Origin of the sequence: Kribbella koreensis (assembly GCF_039525325.1) — a bacterium.
Taxonomy (GTDB): Bacteria; Actinomycetota; Actinomycetes; order Propionibacteriales; family Kribbellaceae; genus Kribbella; species Kribbella koreensis.
The window spans coordinates 65949-81009 of record NZ_BAAAHK010000020.1 but is presented as its reverse complement, the minus strand read 5'-3'; the positions used below and the strand labels follow the sequence as shown (position 1 = coordinate 81009).

Annotated in this window: 15 protein-coding genes; 9 read left to right on the top strand and 6 right to left on the bottom strand. The window is 68.3% G+C overall.

The window, feature by feature from the left end; all coding sequences use genetic code 11:
* Positions 1-157 precede the first annotated feature (157 nt).
* From ABD116_RS35505 to ABD116_RS35490, 4 genes are read left to right on the top strand one after another with little or no spacing between them, the layout of a single operon-like run.
* Positions 158-577, top strand: a complete 420-nt coding sequence (locus tag ABD116_RS35505) for an adenylyltransferase/cytidyltransferase family protein (protein WP_343980907.1) — start codon at positions 158-160, stop codon at positions 575-577.
* Complete coding sequence (locus ABD116_RS35500; protein WP_343980903.1) at positions 574-1323, top strand: CDP-alcohol phosphatidyltransferase family protein; 750 nt, start codon at positions 574-576, stop codon at positions 1321-1323. Before ABD116_RS35505 ends, ABD116_RS35500 begins: the two co-directional genes overlap by 4 nt.
* On the top strand, positions 1323-1739 hold the full coding sequence (locus tag ABD116_RS35495) for an FAD synthase family protein (protein ID WP_343980900.1): 417 nt from the start codon (positions 1323-1325) through the stop codon (positions 1737-1739). Before ABD116_RS35500 ends, ABD116_RS35495 begins: the two co-directional genes overlap by 1 nt.
* Positions 1739-2929, top strand: coding sequence for a glycosyltransferase (locus ABD116_RS35490; protein WP_343980898.1), 1191 nt, complete (start codon positions 1739-1741; stop codon positions 2927-2929). Before ABD116_RS35495 ends, ABD116_RS35490 begins: the two co-directional genes overlap by 1 nt.
* A gap of 27 nt (positions 2930-2956) precedes the next feature.
* On the opposite strand, the gene ABD116_RS35485 is transcribed toward ABD116_RS35490, so the two are convergent.
* Positions 2957-3604: a hypothetical protein gene (locus ABD116_RS35485; RefSeq protein ID WP_343980895.1), complete on the bottom strand. Its 648-nt coding sequence runs from the start codon at positions 3602-3604 to the stop codon at positions 2957-2959.
* Positions 3605-3608: 4 nt separating this feature from the next.
* Entirely contained in the window at positions 3609-4799 is a 1191-nt protein-coding gene (nadA, locus tag ABD116_RS35480) for a quinolinate synthase NadA (RefSeq protein ID WP_343981523.1), read from the bottom strand.
* A 105-nt stretch (positions 4800-4904) separates the two neighbouring features.
* On the opposite strand from nadA, the gene ABD116_RS35475 reads away from it, so the two are divergent.
* Positions 4905-6113, top strand: a complete 1209-nt coding sequence (locus tag ABD116_RS35475; RefSeq protein WP_343980892.1) for an NAD(P)/FAD-dependent oxidoreductase — start codon at positions 4905-4907, stop codon at positions 6111-6113.
* Here ABD116_RS35475 and nfi read toward each other — a convergent pair.
* Positions 6103-6759, bottom strand: a complete 657-nt coding sequence (nfi, locus tag ABD116_RS35470; RefSeq protein ID WP_343980889.1) for a deoxyribonuclease V — start codon at positions 6757-6759, stop codon at positions 6103-6105. The two genes, ABD116_RS35475 and nfi, sit on opposite strands and share 11 nt — an antisense overlap.
* Positions 6760-6867: 108 nt before the next feature.
* Between nfi and ABD116_RS35465 the strand changes: the two genes are divergently transcribed.
* The 3 genes from ABD116_RS35465 (at position 6868) to ABD116_RS35455 (ending at position 10559) form a co-directional block, all read left to right on the top strand.
* Entirely contained in the window at positions 6868-7962 is a 1095-nt protein-coding gene (locus tag ABD116_RS35465; RefSeq protein WP_343980886.1) for a glycerate kinase family protein, read from the top strand.
* A gap of 319 nt (positions 7963-8281) precedes the next feature.
* Positions 8282-8659, top strand: a complete 378-nt coding sequence (locus ABD116_RS35460; RefSeq protein ID WP_343980883.1) for a HesB/IscA family protein — start codon at positions 8282-8284, stop codon at positions 8657-8659.
* Positions 8660-8882: 223 nt separating this feature from the next.
* Positions 8883-10559, top strand: coding sequence for an L-lactate permease (locus ABD116_RS35455; protein WP_343980879.1), 1677 nt, complete (start codon positions 8883-8885; stop codon positions 10557-10559).
* Positions 10560-10610: 51 nt separating this feature from the next.
* Here ABD116_RS35455 and ABD116_RS35450 read toward each other — a convergent pair whose 3' ends face one another.
* Positions 10611-12050, bottom strand: coding sequence for a DHA2 family efflux MFS transporter permease subunit (locus ABD116_RS35450; protein WP_343980877.1), 1440 nt, complete (start codon positions 12048-12050; stop codon positions 10611-10613).
* Between the two features lie 111 nt (positions 12051-12161).
* Between ABD116_RS35450 and ABD116_RS35445 the strand changes: the two genes are divergently transcribed.
* Positions 12162-12866 carry a TetR/AcrR family transcriptional regulator gene (locus ABD116_RS35445; protein WP_343980874.1) on the top strand — a complete coding sequence of 235 codons (705 nt, stop codon included), beginning with the start codon at positions 12162-12164 and terminating at the stop codon, positions 12864-12866.
* On the opposite strand, the gene ABD116_RS35440 is transcribed toward ABD116_RS35445, so the two are convergent.
* Together ABD116_RS35440 and ABD116_RS35435 are read right to left on the bottom strand one after the other, a co-directional pair.
* Complete coding sequence (locus ABD116_RS35440) at positions 12849-13664, bottom strand: MerR family transcriptional regulator (protein WP_343980870.1); 816 nt, start codon at positions 13662-13664, stop codon at positions 12849-12851. The genes ABD116_RS35445 and ABD116_RS35440 overlap by 18 nt on opposite strands.
* A gap of 8 nt (positions 13665-13672) precedes the next feature.
* Complete coding sequence (locus ABD116_RS35435; protein WP_343980867.1) at positions 13673-14977, bottom strand: amidase family protein; 1305 nt, start codon at positions 14975-14977, stop codon at positions 13673-13675.
* Positions 14978-15061: the final 84 nt, after the last annotated feature.

Here is a 15061-nt window from a genome sequence, read left to right as displayed (position 1 = left end):
AGTGGCGATTACCCGGTGTAAGGTCAGCCCAGACGTGGGGGGTCACGTCGGTCACTGGTGGGGTCCGGTTGTCGGGATGTTCACCAGGAGTTCGTCTTTCAACTCGCCCGGGGGGCGACGGGGCAGGGTCCGTGAGGGCTCAGTGGGGGAGTACAAGGTGCCGCTACGCATCGGCTATCTGATCGGGGTCTTCGACCTGTTCCACGTCGGGCACCTGGACGTGCTGGAGCGGGCCAAGCAGCAGTGCGACCGCCTCGTCGTGGGCGTGCTCACCGACGACTGGGCCGCGGACGCATGGGGCGCGCGGCCGTTCGTGCCGATCGTCGAGCGGGCGCAGATTCTCGAGCAGTTACGCTGCGTGGACGAGATCGTCGTGGTGGACGGCGCCGAGGCGGCTCATGACTTCGCCGACGCCATCGTGTTCGCCGCTGACGGTACGGACGGAGTGCTGGGTCCCGACGAGCTGGACGGGGTCCCGGCCGAGCGAGTCAGCGTGCTGGCGTCCGGCCGCGGTTCCCGAAGCCAGATCCTGCGCGCCGCGATCGACCAGCGGCAGTCGCGCAGCTCGGTCGCATGAGCCGGCGCTCCATCGGAGACGTCGTCGGCGAACTGTCGCGCGCGCAGAAGCCGTCCGCCGGCACCCCGGCGTACTCGCGCTTCGTCAATCGCCGGATCGGGCGGTACCTGGCTGCCGGCGCGTTCCTGGCCGGCCGGACGCCCAACCAGATCAGCCTGACGAGCGGGTTCTGCTCGCTCGTCGGCATCGTTGTGCTGGCCGCCGTCGAGCCGAGCGTTCCGCTCGCGCTGGTGGTGACCTTGATGCTGGTGCTCGGGTACGCCTTCGACTCCGCCGACGGCCAGCTGGCGCGGCTGCGGGGCGGTGGGTCGCCGCTGGGTGAGTGGCTCGACCACATGATCGACTGCGTCAAGATCGCCTTGCTGCACAGCGCGGTGCTGATCTCGTTCTACCGATTCGATGCCTTCAGCAACGAGCTGGTGCTGCTCATTCCGCTCGCTTACCTGTGCGTTTCGGCGGTGTTGTTCTTCGGGCTGATCCTGATCGACCAGCTCCGCCGCCGGCACGGCGCGAGCACCGCCAACGTGCGGGGCGACTCCGTGGTGAAGTCGTTGCTGATAGCACCGACCGACTACGGCGTGCTCTGCCTGGTCTTCCTGACGTTCGGCTGGCCGAGGCTGTTCGCCACCCTGTACGGCGTACTGCTGGCCGCGAACCTGCTCTTCCTGCTGGCCGCGATCGCCAAGTGGTACAGGGAAATGGCCGCGTTGCAGCCGGCTCCGCGCAGTACCGGGGTGAACGGCTGATGGGCGTGATCGGGTATGCGCCCGGGGTCTACGACATGTTCCACATCGGCCACCTGAACATCCTGCGCCGGGCCAGCGAGCACTGCGACTACCTGATCGCCGGCGTGGTCGAGGACGACGTGGTGACCAAGATCAAGGGCCGTCCGCCGGTCGTTCCGCACGACGAGCGGATGGAGGTCGTCCGGGCGATCGGCCTGGTCGACGAGGTGGTCAGCGACTGGTCCAGCGACAAGTTCGAGATGTGGAAGCAGTTGCGCTACGACGTGCTCTTCAAAGGTGACGACTGGAAGGGCACCGAGAAGGGCCTGCGGCTGGAGAAGCTGCTCGGCGAGGTCGGTGCCAGCGTGCACTACTTCCCGTACACGGCCTCCACGTCCAGCACGGATCTCCGCAGGCTCCTGGAGGGGACGCTCTGATGTCGACCCGGCCGAAGATCCTGCTCAGCGCTTATGCGTGCCGGCCGAAGGGCGGGTCCGAGCCGGGTGCCGGCTGGGCCTGGGCGAAGGCCGCGGCGCGCGATCACGACGTCTGGCTGATCACCCGGGGCAAGTTCGCGCACGAGATCACCGAGGAGCTGGCCGCCCGGCCGATTCCGTCGCTGACGGTGGTACCGCTGGAACTGCCGAAGTGGCTGCTCAAGCTTCGTCGGCGGCATGCGGACGTCTACTGGTATTACCCGCTCTGGCAGAAGTTGGCCGGGCGGACGGCTGCTCGGCTGCATGCCAAGCACTCCTTCGATGTCATCCATCACCTGACCTTCGCGACGGACTGGATGCCTGCGGGCGTCGTCCAGGAGTCGACGGCGAAGGTGATCTGGGGACCGGTCGGCGGCTCGACGACGGTGCCGTTGTCGATGGCGCACTGGCTGGGGTCGAAGGGGCTGGTCAACGAGCTGGTACGCCGCGGTTACACCGGGCTGATGCGGCGACTGGTCGGCCGCAAGCACGCTGCGCGGGCCGACCTGGTCGTTGCCCAGAACAAGGATGTCGCCGAGTACTTCGGTAAGTACGCGCGCTCCGTCACCGTCCAGCCCAACGTCGCGATCAGCCGCTTCGCCGCCGCTTGCGGCCCGCGCGAGCCGTACGGCGCGCCTGGCGTGAAGACGGCGGTCTTCGTCGGCCGGATGATCCCGTGGAAGGGCCTGCTGATCGCGATCAGCGTCCTCGCCCGCCCCGAGGCCGCCAACTGGGAACTCCGTGTCATCGGGGACGGCCCGGACTGGCGCCGCGCAGAACGGCTCGCGGAGGAACTCGGCGTACGGGACCGGGTCGAGTTCGTCGGCCAGCTCCCACGCGAAGAGGTCCTCGCTGCGTTCCTGCGAGCCGACGCCATGCTCGCCCCCGCCATGCGCGAAGCCGCCGGCTGGGCGGTAGCCGAGGCCTTGGCCAGCGGCTGCCCGGTCGTCTGCATCGACCGGGCCGGCCCCTCAGTCATCGTCTCCCCAGAAGACGGCGCCGTAGTCCCCTTGCAGGGCGACGTAGTAGGCGGCCTGGCCAAGGGACTGGCTTCGCTGACCGGCCGCATCGACCCGGTCAACCGCTGGGCACCTGAGCGCCTCCCCGACGTCCTCGCCGGCTGGTACAGCACCACACGGGTCCCGCACTAGCCCTGCGCCCCGGCGTACTTACCGGAGCTACTCCGGCAGGATCGGCCGTTCTACCTGAGCTCCTAGCCAGCGGGCCAGGTCGTCCCTGCCCTCGCGGGTCTCGACGTACAGGCGAAACCCTGGGGGAGCAGGGATGAGCTCCCACTGCCCGGACGAGTTGACCGAGAGCATCACGCCGGCATGCTTCGAGTCGCCCGGAAGGCCGGCCTCTGGAACCGGCCGCCACCAGCAGTCGGTCCACTGCACGGCCGCCCGCTCCGACTCGCCGATGCGCGAGACGACCTCCCAGTCGAAGTCTCGTGCGGACCGGTAGTACAGGTGGACCGACACCGGCATCGGCGCGAGCTCGCCGACCTGCTCGAGCGCCTTGGTGTCCGTTGGCAGTACCCACAGGTCGACGCCGTCGTCGCCCGGTACGCCGGTGCGCGGCCGATCGTCGACCACCAGCAGCGACTCGATCAGCTCGGCGTGCTCCGGCGGTACGACGTACTCCATCTGGACCTGCGCGATCCGGGCAAGGTCGAAGTACCGCGTAGCCGCGTGGCTGTCGGTGTCGAGCTGGAGCTCGACCCTCACCTGCTCCGAGCCGTTGAGGTCCAGCAGCCGCGCGACGAGCGCTTCGGCGTCTGCTGGGTCCGTGCCGGTTTGGAGCAGGTGGAAGGCCGAGTTGCTCAAGGCATCAGTCCCGGGCGGTCTTGCCGGGGAGGGCGAGCATCCGGTCCAGGGCGATCTTGGCGTACTTCTCGGTGTCGGGGTCGACCTTGATGGGGTTGACGACGTGGCCGGCGACCAGGTTCTCCAGGGCCCAGACGAAGTGGGGGAGGTCGATGCGGTTCATCGTGGCGCAGTAGCAGACCGTCTTGTCGAGGAAGACGATGTTCTTGTCGGTGTGCTGCTTGGCCAGCCGCTGGACCAGGTTGAGTTCGGTGCCGACGGCCCACGACGTACCGGGCTCGGCCTTGTCGATGGTGTCGATGATGTACTCCGTCGAGCCGACCAGGTCGGCCTTCAGGACCACCTCGTGCTGGCACTCGGGGTGCACGATCACGTTGACGCCGGGGACGCGGCTGCGGACGTCGTCGACGGACGCTGCGGTGAAGCGACCGTGCACGGAGCAGTGCCCGCGCCAGAGGATCATCTTCGCCTTGGCGAGCTGCTCCTTGGTCAGGCCGCCGCCCGGCTTGTGCGGGTCGTAGACGACGCACTCGTCGAGGCTGATCCCCATCTTCTGTACCGCCGTGTTGCGCCCGAGGTGCTGATCCGGCAGGAAGAGCACCTTCTCGCCCTGCTGGAAGGCCCAGTCGAGGGCGACGTCGGCGTTGCTCGAGGTACAGACCGCTCCGCCGTTGCGGCCGCAGAACGCCTTGATGTCGGCGCTGGAGTTCATGTAGGTGACCGGGACGGTGACGTCGGCGATCCCGGCGTCGGCGAGGGCGTCCCAGGCCGCCTCGACCTGCTGGATCCGGGCCATGTCGGCCATCGAGCACCCGGCCGCGAGGTCGGGCAGGATCACCGTCTGGTTGTCGTTGGTGAGGATGTCGGCGGACTCGGCCATGAAGTGCACACCGCAGAACACGATGTACGGCGCGTCCGGCCGGTTCGCCGCGTCGCGCGCGAGCTTGAACGAGTCACCCGTGACGTCGGCGAACTGGATCACCTCGTCGCGCTGGTAGTGGTGGCCGAGCACGAAGACCTGGTCACCGAGCGCCGCCTTGGCCTTCAGCGCGCGCTCGACGAGGTCGGGGTCGGAGGCCGGCGGCAGCGCGCCCGGGCACTCCACCCCACGCTCCGAATGTGGGTCGGTGTCGCGGCCCAGGAACAGCAACGGGAGAGACTTCGAGCCCTCTGCAATGGTTGTCACGGCACCCATCGTGCCACGCACCCGCCAGCGGATTTCATGGTCCACGTCACTGCCCAGCATGCGAAATCTTGTGCACGGAAGCACAAGCGCGAACGCTTGTGCAAGCATCGGTGGATGGCTGACGTGATCGTGGTCGGGGCAGGGCTCGCCGGACTCAGCTGCGCGATCGGCCTGCAACGGCACGGCCTCACCGTCACGGTCGTCGAAGCGGCCGATGAGGTGGGTGGCCGGGTCCGGACCGATCTGGTCGACGGCTTCCGCTGTGATCGTGGCTTTCAGTTACTCAACCCCAGCTATCCGGCCGTACGCCGGTACGTCGACCTGCCGGCCCTCGAGCTGCAGTCCTTCGCCGCGGGGGTCGCGGTCGGGGGAGATGCCGGTACTACGACGGTCGCGGACCCCCGGCGTGAGCCGCGACTCATCGGGCGCTCGCTCCTCAGCGGCTACGTCCGTCCGCTCGAAGTAGCCCGTCTCGCCGCGTGGGCAGCTCCCGCGCTGGGGCCGGTACCGCGTCTGCTCGGCGGGCGCGACACCACGCTGGCCGAGTCGCTGGATGACGCCGGGGTTGGCGGCCGACTGCGGGACGAGATTCTCGAGCCGTTCCTGGCCGGCGTACTGGCTTCGGACGACGGATCCACGTCAGCCGCCTTCGTGCGACTCCTGCTCCGGGCCTTCCTGCTCGGTACTCCGGGCCTGCCGGCCGCCGGTATGTCGGCATTACCCCGGCAACTGGCCGCCCGGCTGGCCGAGCCCGTGCGTACCGGCGTACGGGCCGAGGCGGTGACCGGCCGCTCGGTGAAGACCGCCGACGGCGAACTGACCGCCCGCGCCGTGGTGGTCGCCGCCAACCCGACCGCAGGACTCACCGACCTGCCGCGTCCTCGGATGAAAGGACTGCGCACCTACTGGTTCGCCACCGAGGAAGCGCCGAGGGCCGACAAGCTCCTGGTCGTCGACGGCCGCCGCAACGGACCTGTGCTCAACACAGCGGTCATCTCCAACGTGGCACCGTCGTATGCGCCTCCTGGACGCCACCTGGTCCAGGCCACCACCCTCTGGCCCACAGATGCCACGGAGGCCGAGGTGCGCATCCAGCTGACCCGCCTCTACGGCCGCTCAGCCGGCGCCTGGGACCTGCTCATCCGCCACGACATCCACGAGGCACTACCCGAGCAACCCGCTCCACTCGTCACCCGCCAACCCGTAGCCCTAGGCGACAACCTCTTCGTAGCAGGCGACCACCGAGACACAGCCTCCATCCAAGGCGCCCTGGTCTCCGGCCACCGAGCCGCCAACGCAGTAGCCACCGCCCTCAGCTCGTGAGCGCCGACCTGCAGGCGTGATCGGCGGCCCGGGTGGTCTCCGGTAACCGGTACTTCGGCGTGAGGTGCAACGTGTGCGCGACAGCGGTCGCCAGATCAACCCGATGCCCAACGGACACGAAGACCGGCTTGACCGCCTTCTGAGTCCGAACGACCGCTCCGACCACCTCACCGTCCAGCACCAGGTCGGAGCTGGCCCCGCGCTCAGCGGCGGGTGGCAGGAAGGTGCCGACGAAGGCGTTCTTGGCGACTCCGATCGTTGGGAGGCCGGTCAGCACCCCAAGATGACAAGCCAGCCCGAACCGCCGCGGATGCGCGAGCCCTTGCCCGTCGCAGACCAGCAGATCCGGCGTGACGGACAGCTTGCCCAACGCCTCCAGCAGCACCGGAATCTCCCGAAACGCGAAAAGCCCGGGAACGTAAGGGAAGCCTGTGCGCCCGAGAACGATCGAGCGATCCACCTCGACCAGGCTCTGCCCATCGAGCACGACAATGGCGGCCGCCAGTTCATCCCCGTCATAAGCAACATCCAGCCCCGCGACATACCGCGCGCTGTCGGGCGACGGTCCGGGCCCGACGCCATCGACCTGCCCCCGAAGCTCTTCCTGCACCGCAATCGCTTCAGCTGCTGTCGTAGGCCAGTCCACTCCGCGGAGGCTATCGCGCCTGACAGGTGTACCGGTGCGGGTAAGCGTTTGTCCGGGGGTTGGGCTGGGTGGCGGCGGGGTGGGTGAGGGGTAAGGGAGGATGTGGGCATGCGCGTGCTGATTGCTCCGGACAAGTTTGCTGGGACGTTGACGGCTGTGGAGGCTGCGGCTGCGATTGAGGAGGGGTGGCGGCGGCGAGATCCGGAGGCTGTGGTGTTGGTGGCGCCGATGGCTGATGGGGGGCCGGGGTTCATCGATGTGCTGGCGGCTGTGGTGGATGGCACGTTGCTGTCGGTGACGGTGCGGGGGCCGTTGGGCGACGAGGTGCCGGCGACGGTGCTGGTGGCGGGGGAGACCGCTTATATCGAGACGGCGCAGGCGTGTGGTTTGCATCTCGTTGAGGTGGCGGATCGGCGGCCGGAGGACGGGTCGACGTACGGGGTGGGGCAGTTGATCGGGGCGGCGGTGGATGCCGGGGCCAAGCGGATCATTCTCGGGTTGGGTGGGTCGGGGACGAACGACGCGGGGGCTGGGTTGCTCGCGGCGCTCGGGGCTACCTCCGAGGGCGGGAGTCTCGAGGCAGGGGCCACGGGGCTGGCGACGTTGACGGCGGTGGATCTGGAGCCGGCGCGGAGTCGGTTGGCTGGCGTTGAGTTCGTTGCTGCCAGCGATGTCGAGAACCCGATGCTGGGGCTGCGCGGGGCGACCAACATCTTCGGTACGCAGAAGGGCATCGCCGACGAGCGGAAGCCTGCGGTCGACGGTTATCTGACGCAGTTCGCGGAGCTGGCGGGGCGGAAGACGGCTGATCAGAAGGGCGCGGGGGCTGCTGGTGGGCTCGGGTACGCGTTGCTGTTGCTCGGCGCGGAGCGCGTCTCGGGTATCGACCTGGTCGCCGGGCTGACCGGGCTGGAGACCAAGGCGAAGCAGGTTGATCTGGTGCTGACGGGCGAAGGCGCGTTCGACTTCCAGTCGCGGGACGGGAAGGTGATCTCGGGGGTGGCGAAGGTCGCCAACGACGCGATGCGGCCGTGCGTCGTACTGGCCGGCAAGGTCCAGATCGGCGCCCGCGAGATGCGCACGATGGGCGTCGAGTCGGCGTACTCGCTGGTCGACGCCGTCGGCGAGGACCAGGCATTCGCCGACCCCCACGGCTCGCTCGCGACGGTAGCCGAGCGCGTAGCCCGCACCTGGGCCCGCTGACGCGTACCAGATCCGGCGACCTCGGACACCCAATGGCGACCTCGGACATGAAATAACGTGTTCAGGGTCGCCGATGGGTGTTCAAGGTCGCGGATGGGCGTCCGGGGTCGCGGGTGGGTGTCCGAGGTCGACGGAGAGGGCGGGCCGGCGGGAGGCGGGGCGGTCTCAGGGGTGTGGTGGGGAGTTGAGTCTGGAAAATGGTGTGCGACCATGGGAATGGTTCGGGATCAGCTGATGTTGGCTCGAATGACAGCGGACTTTCCGCGCGTGGCCGCCTGCCCAAAGCGGCCGGGCGCTCATGAGATGACTGGAGTCAGGAATGACTGAAGCGCAGACCGAGGCAGTGCAGACTACGGAGGGCACCACGACGGGCAGCGGCATTCTGCTGACCGATGGCGCCGCCGCCAAGGTGAAGGCGCTGCTGGACCAGGAAGGTCGCGACGACCTGGCCCTCCGTGTCGCGGTGCAGCCGGGCGGCTGCTCCGGGCTGCGGTACCAGCTGTTCTTCGACGAGCGTCAGCTCGACGGCGACGTGGTGACCGACTTCGGTGGCGTCAGCGTCGTCACCGACCGGATGAGCTCGCCGTACCTCAAGGGCGCGTCGATCGACTTCGTGGACACGATCGAGAAGCAGGGCTTCACGATCGACAACCCGAACGCGACCGGCTCCTGCGCCTGCGGCGACTCGTTCAACTGAGCTAGCCAGCAGAGCCCCGCTCACCGGTACTCCGGTGCGCGGGGCTTTGTCATGTCCTGAACCGGCTGAAAAGGGCCTTGTAGCGGACCTCCGATGAACCGAGTTCCATCCGGAGTGTGACGTGTGTAAGCGCTTGCCGAAAACTCTTCCCGGCCGGAGATACCCGGTGTTAGCGTCCCCTCGCTCGGTGTGACTTGCGCCATACCTACCTGGGGAGAATGACATGGGTTGGATCCAGGACTATCAACCGGCCGGCCCACTGTGGCTCTCCGCTCTGATGGCCGCGTTACCAGTCGTCGTACTGCTCGTCGCGCTCGGCATCGCGCGACTCTCGGCACCGCTCTCGGCCGCGCTGTCGCTGCTCACGGCGCTCGGCGTCGCTCTGATCGGCTATGGCATGCCGGCCCGATTGGCGTTCGACTCGGCCGCGATGGGCATCGTGTTCGGAGTCTGGTCGGTGGCCTGGATCGCGTTCCATGCCGTCTACTTCCACAACGTCACCGTCGCGACCGGCCGGTTCGAGCAGATCAAGTCGGTGCTGGCGGGCTTCAGTGAGGACCGGCGGCTGCAGGCACTGCTGATCGCGTTCGGGTTCGGCGCGCTGCTCGAAGGCATCGCCGGTGGCGGCTCGCCGATCGCGATCACCGCGGCGATGATGGCGGCGCTCGGCTTCCCCCCGATCCGAGCCGTCGTACTGGCGCTGCTGGCCAACACCGCGCCGGTGGCCTTCGGCGGCCTGGGCAACCCGTTGATCGTGCTGGGCCGGCTGACGGCCCCGATCCTCGGCATGAAGCAGGATCAAGCCACCGACCTGTACTCCTCGATGGTCGGCCGGCAGCTTCCGCTGATCGCGTGGATCGTCCCGGCGTTCCTGGTGATCGTGATGGCCGGCTGGAAGCGGATGATCGAGGTCTGGCCGGCCGTACTGACCACCGGCCTGACCTTCGCCGTCATGCAGTACGTGACGTCGAACTTCATCAGCCCCAGCCTCGTCGACGTGATCGCCGCCCTCTCCGCGATGGGCGCGCTCTGGCTGCTCACCCGCTTCTGGCAGCCCCCGGCCATCTGGCGCTTCGACGACGAGCCCACCCCGGCACAACAGAGTGTGGGGCTCAGGACCGGCACGCTCTCCGCGTGGATGCCGTACGTCATCCTGATCGTCGCGATCTTCCTGTCCCGGATCGGCTCGATCATCAAGAACCTGCCGGCCTGGCTCGACCTGAGCGCTCTGCTCCATCGCGCCGACTGGAAGTTCCCCTGGCCAGGCCTCCACAACGAGGTCATCCAGCACGCCCCGATCACCGCCAAGGACGCACCGTACGCCGCCACGATCACCATCGACTGGCTGTTCTCCCCGGGCACGATCGCCCTCATCGCGGCCCTGATCGCCGGCTTCGCCATGGGCGCCAAGCCCGGCCTGCTCGTCGCCACCTACCGCAAAACCCTCCACCAAATGCGCTGGGCCCTGCTGACGATCTTCATGATCCTCGCCATCGCCTTCGTCATGAACTACTCCGGCGCGACCCAGACCCTCGGCCTGGCGCTCGCTACCACCGGCGTGCTCTTCCCGCTGTTCTCGGCGTACATCGGCTGGCTGGGCGTCTTCCTCACCGGCTCGGACGCGTCGGCCAACAGCCTGTTCGGCCCGATGCAGGTGATCTCCGCCCAGCAACTGCACATCAGCCCGATCCTGGCCGGCGCCACCAACACCGCGGGCGGCGTGATGGCCAAGATGATCTCGCCACAGAACCTCGCGATCGGCGCCACCGCGATCGGCCAGAGCGGCAAAGAGGGCCAGCTACTCCGGATGACGTTCTGGTGGTCGCTCATCCTCGCCTTCATCGTCGGCCTCATCGCCCTGCTCCAAGCCACGGTCCTCGAGTGGATGATCCCGGGCTGAACGCATGAACCGGCCGGCCCCCGGACAACGGAGGCCGGCCGGTTCAACGAATCAGTGAGCCTGTACGCCTTCACGCGCCCGCTTGGGCAGGGCGAAGGTGACCAGCAAGCTGACGATGAAGAGGGCGACGGCGACCAGGGTGGCCGTCTTGGTGGCGCCGAGGAACTGGTGGGCCGGCAGGAGCTGGAAGAAGATCGTGCCGATCACCGCGACGCCGATCGCTCCGCCGTACTGCTGCATGGCGGTCAGTACGCCGGAAGCCGACCCGGCCGCCTGGTCGTCGATCGAGGCCAGGATGATGTCGAACAGCGGGGCGAAGACCATGCCCGCGCCGATCCCCGTCGCCAGCGTGGCCGGTACCAGGTTCCAGATCGTCGTCGCGTCGCCCTGGGTGTGCAGCGTGAACCAGACGCCGACCATCGCCACCGTCATCACCACGATGCCCAGCTGCAGCGCGGTCCGGCCCAGCCGGGGAGCGAGCAGTCCGCCGGACAGCGGCGCGCCGACCGCGATCCCGAGCGAGAACGGCACCATCGCGAGGCCGGCCTTCAGCGGGCTGTAGTGCAGTCCGAGCTGGGTGAACAGGTTGAACACCAGCATGAAGCCGGACATCGCGAGGAAGAACGTGGAGATCACGCCGAGACCGGCGACGTAGCCGCGGTTGCGGAACAGCGACGGGTCGATCACCGGGTTGCCGGACCGGCGTTCACGCCAGCCGAACAGCGCGAACACACCCACGGACGAGATCAGCATCGCGATCGACCAGGCCGGCCAGCCGAGCTCGCGGCCCTGCACCAGCGGGTACACCAGCAGGCCGGAGGCGAGGCTGACCAGAAGCACGCCGGGCAGGTCGAGTCGAGAGGCGCCAGGTGTCTTCAGCTCGGGCATGTAGCGCAGCGCACCGAACAGGGCCAGAGCGCCGATCGGGACGTTGATGAAGAAGATCATCCGCCAGCCCGAGTCGAACCAGTTGGCATCGATCAGGACGCCGGCGATGATCGGGCCGGCCACCGCGGACAGACCCATCACCGGACCGAACAGGCTGAACGCCTTGCCGATCTCAGCCGGTGGGAAGACTGACTTCAGGATCGCGAAGCCCTGCGGGATCATCACCGCGCCCAGTAGTCCCTGGGCGATCCGGCTGCCGATCAGCAACTCCGGCGAGGTGGCGAGTCCGCAGAGCGCCGAGGTGAGGGTGAAGCCGGCCGCGCCGATCAGGAACAGCCGGCGCCGGCCGACCAGGTCGCCGAGCCGGCCGAAGGTGATCAGCCCGATCGCGAAGGCGAGCGTGTAACCGGCCAGCATCCACTGCATCGCCGCCTCGGAGCCGCCCAGGTCGGCCCGGATCGACGGGGCCGCGATGTTCACGATGGTGGCGTCGACCAGATCCATGATCTCGGCGACCAGCACGGTCCCGAGCACGATCCAGCGCCACTTGTACGCCGGGGAGGTGGCCGGCGCGGCCGGTTCGGTCAGGGTTTGGGTGCTCATCGGTGGCGCCCCTTCCAGAAGTATCGTTTGTCGAACAGTGTTCGTCTACGAACACTGTTCTACGCGCGTACAGTGTTCGTGTCAAGTACGGTGTTCGCTACAGTGGTCGGTATGAACCAGTCGCCGTGGCAGCCCATCAGCCCCGAGAAGCCGGCCCGGCCGGTCCGCGAGCCGCTCAGCCGGGAGCGGATCGTCGACGCGGCGCTGAGCGTGCTGCTCGAGCAGGGCTACGAGGCGGTCTCGATGCGCAAGGTCGCCCAGGTACTGAACACCGGGCCGGCCTCGCTGTACGCGCACGTGGCGAACAAGAAGGAGCTCGACCAGCTGATGCTCGACCGGGCGGCGCAGGGGCTCGAGCTCGAGGAGCCCGATCCGGAGCGCTGGCAGGAGCAGCTGAAGGACTCGATGCGGCAGATGCTGAAGATGATGCGCGCCTATCCCGGGGTCGCGCGGGCGGCGATCGGGCAGGTTCCGCTGGGGGAGCGCGCACTGCAGAGCAGCGAGAACATGCTCGGCATCCTCAAGGCGGGCAAGCTGCCGGATCAGGTCGCGGCCTTCGCGGTCGACCTGATCCCGTTGTTCGTCACCGCGACGGCGTTCGAGGAGAGCGTTCAGCGCGCCGACGAGTGGAGCGAACAGGACGTCACCGAGTTCGTCGGGGGACTGCGCCGGTTCTTCGAAGGGCTGCCACCGGAGAAGTTCCCGATGATGGTCGCGCTGGCCGGTGCGCTCACCTCGGGCGCCGGGGGCGATGAGCGGTTCGAGTTCGGCGTACAGGTGATCGTGGCCGGGCTGGCTTCACTCGCTGAGAAGTAGAGCCTCCTGGAGCTCGGTCACCCAGGCTGCGGGGTCGTCGGGGCAGTCCAGGTAGAGCTCGCGGGACGGGCTGCCGGAGCGGTGGCCGTTGTCGTCGATCCAGCGGGCCAATGCCTGCCAGGACGGCAGTACTTCGTCGATGCGCCCGCGGTGGACGAGTGTGGCGGCGCGGGTCTCGGGCAGATCGACCACCGCCAGGCCGTTGAGCGAGGCATCGGAGTCGACGGCGGCCGGTACTGCGGCATGCACGATCACCTCGTCGCCGGACGCCTCGTAATAGCAGGTCAACCGCCCGGCCGGCCGGACTCCAGTTGCCTCAGGCAACCGTCGACCGAGCTCGGCGCAGAGCGGATGGACGACCGGTCCGATGTCGTCGGGCGTGAAGCTGGCCGCGGTACTGGTCAGCTCGACAAACCTGGCGGCCGCAAGGTCCTTGACGACCACGGCGGGCACGTCGTCGCCTTGCTCGATGCTGCGCAACCGTGACTCGACCTGGGTCAGCCGCGCGACGCTCTCGGCCACGGCGGACTCGAGCTCGGCCCGCCGCAACGACAACATGGCCCGTACCTCCACCAGGCTGATCTCGTCGGCGAGCATCGTCGCGACCTGCTCGAGGTTGAAGCCCAGATCCTTCAGCGCGACGATCCGGTTGAGGTCGGCGAGCTGCGCGGCGTCGTAGTTGCGGTAGCCGGTCGCCTCGTCGACGTGGGCCGGCCGGAGCAGCCCGATGGCGTCGTAGTGCCGCAGCATCCGCACGGACACCCGGCCGTGCCTGGCGAAATCCCCGATCGCGAACATGGTGCAAGTCAATCAGCCAGTAGTTCGGCGAAGGTGATCGCGGTGTCGTCCTCGTGGAACGGGCCGATCACTTGACCGCCGACCGGCAGGCCGTCGGCCGGGATCGGCATGCTGACGGCGGGCAGCCCGGCCAGGGAGGCGTGCGAGATCCAGAAGACCTGCGCGTCGTACGGGCGGCCGTCGATCGTCCGTTCCTCGAAGGGGCGGTCGTCGTGCGGGAAGGCGGTCGTGAAGCTGGTCGGGCAGAGGAAGACGTCGATGTCCTCGAAGTACGTCTGCCAGGCGGCTCGTGCGGCGATCCGGTTCTGCTCCTCGTGAATGACCTGAGCGAGCGGGGCGAAGTCGGCGTTCTCGCCGTGGGTCGCGAAGAACAGTCCGATCTGGAAGCCGAACGCCTCCGCCTGGGCTGCCGGGTCGACGCCGTCCGGCCAGCCTTCGACGATCTTCACGCCTTGGCTTGCCAGCGCGTCGACTTGGTTGGAGAGTGCCTTGCCCACCTCGTCGGTGACGGGCGCGTCGGGGTGGTCGAGGACTACGCCTACCCGGTAGTCGGCGAGCTTTTGATGGCGAGGCCGCTCCAGGTGCCAAGATATCGCTTTGCCAGTCGGGCCGCCGGTGACCGCGAGAGCAGTGCGGAGGTCGGCGGCCGAGGATGCGAGTGGGCCGAGGCTTGAGGGATTGGGGAACTCGGTGGTGGGGGCGGGCGGACCGGGGGGCTGGAAGCCGTCGAGCGGCACTACGCCCGCGGTGGGTTTGAGGCCGTAGACGCCGCAATATGCAGCGGGGAGGCGGATGGAGCCGACCAGATCGGAGCCGTATTCGAGGTACGTGAGGCCGGCGGCCAGTGCGGCGGCGCCACCTCCGCTGGAGCCTCCCGGCGTACGGGCGGGGTCGTGGGGGTTGTTGGTGCGACCGTAGAGCTCGTTGGCCGTCTGGCCGAAGTCGCCGAGCATGGTGTGGACATTGCTCTTGCCGACGATGATCGCGCCGGCCCTGGTCAACCGCTCGACCAATGGCGCCGACGTGGTCGGGAGGTAGTCGGCGAAGGCCGGGTCGCCCCAGGTCGTGTGCAGACCGGCGACGTCGATCGCGTCCTTCACGGTCATCGGTACGCCGTGCAGCGGGCCGGCACCGCCTGCCTTGTCGGCGGCTGTGGCTGCTGCCAGCGCGTACTCGGGTCGGGTCTCGACGATCGCGTTGACGGTGGTGTCGGCGGCGATGCGGGCCAGCAGGTCTTCGGTGAGTTCGCGGGAGGAGGTCTGGCCGGTGCGGATCGCCGCGGCGGCCTCGGTGGCGGTACGGAGTCTGTTCATGGCGTCAGCTCTACGGTCTGACACGGTGTCAGGGTCAACTGCTGATTGCCGGCCCGGTATTACCGGAGTAGCCTTTTGTCTTTG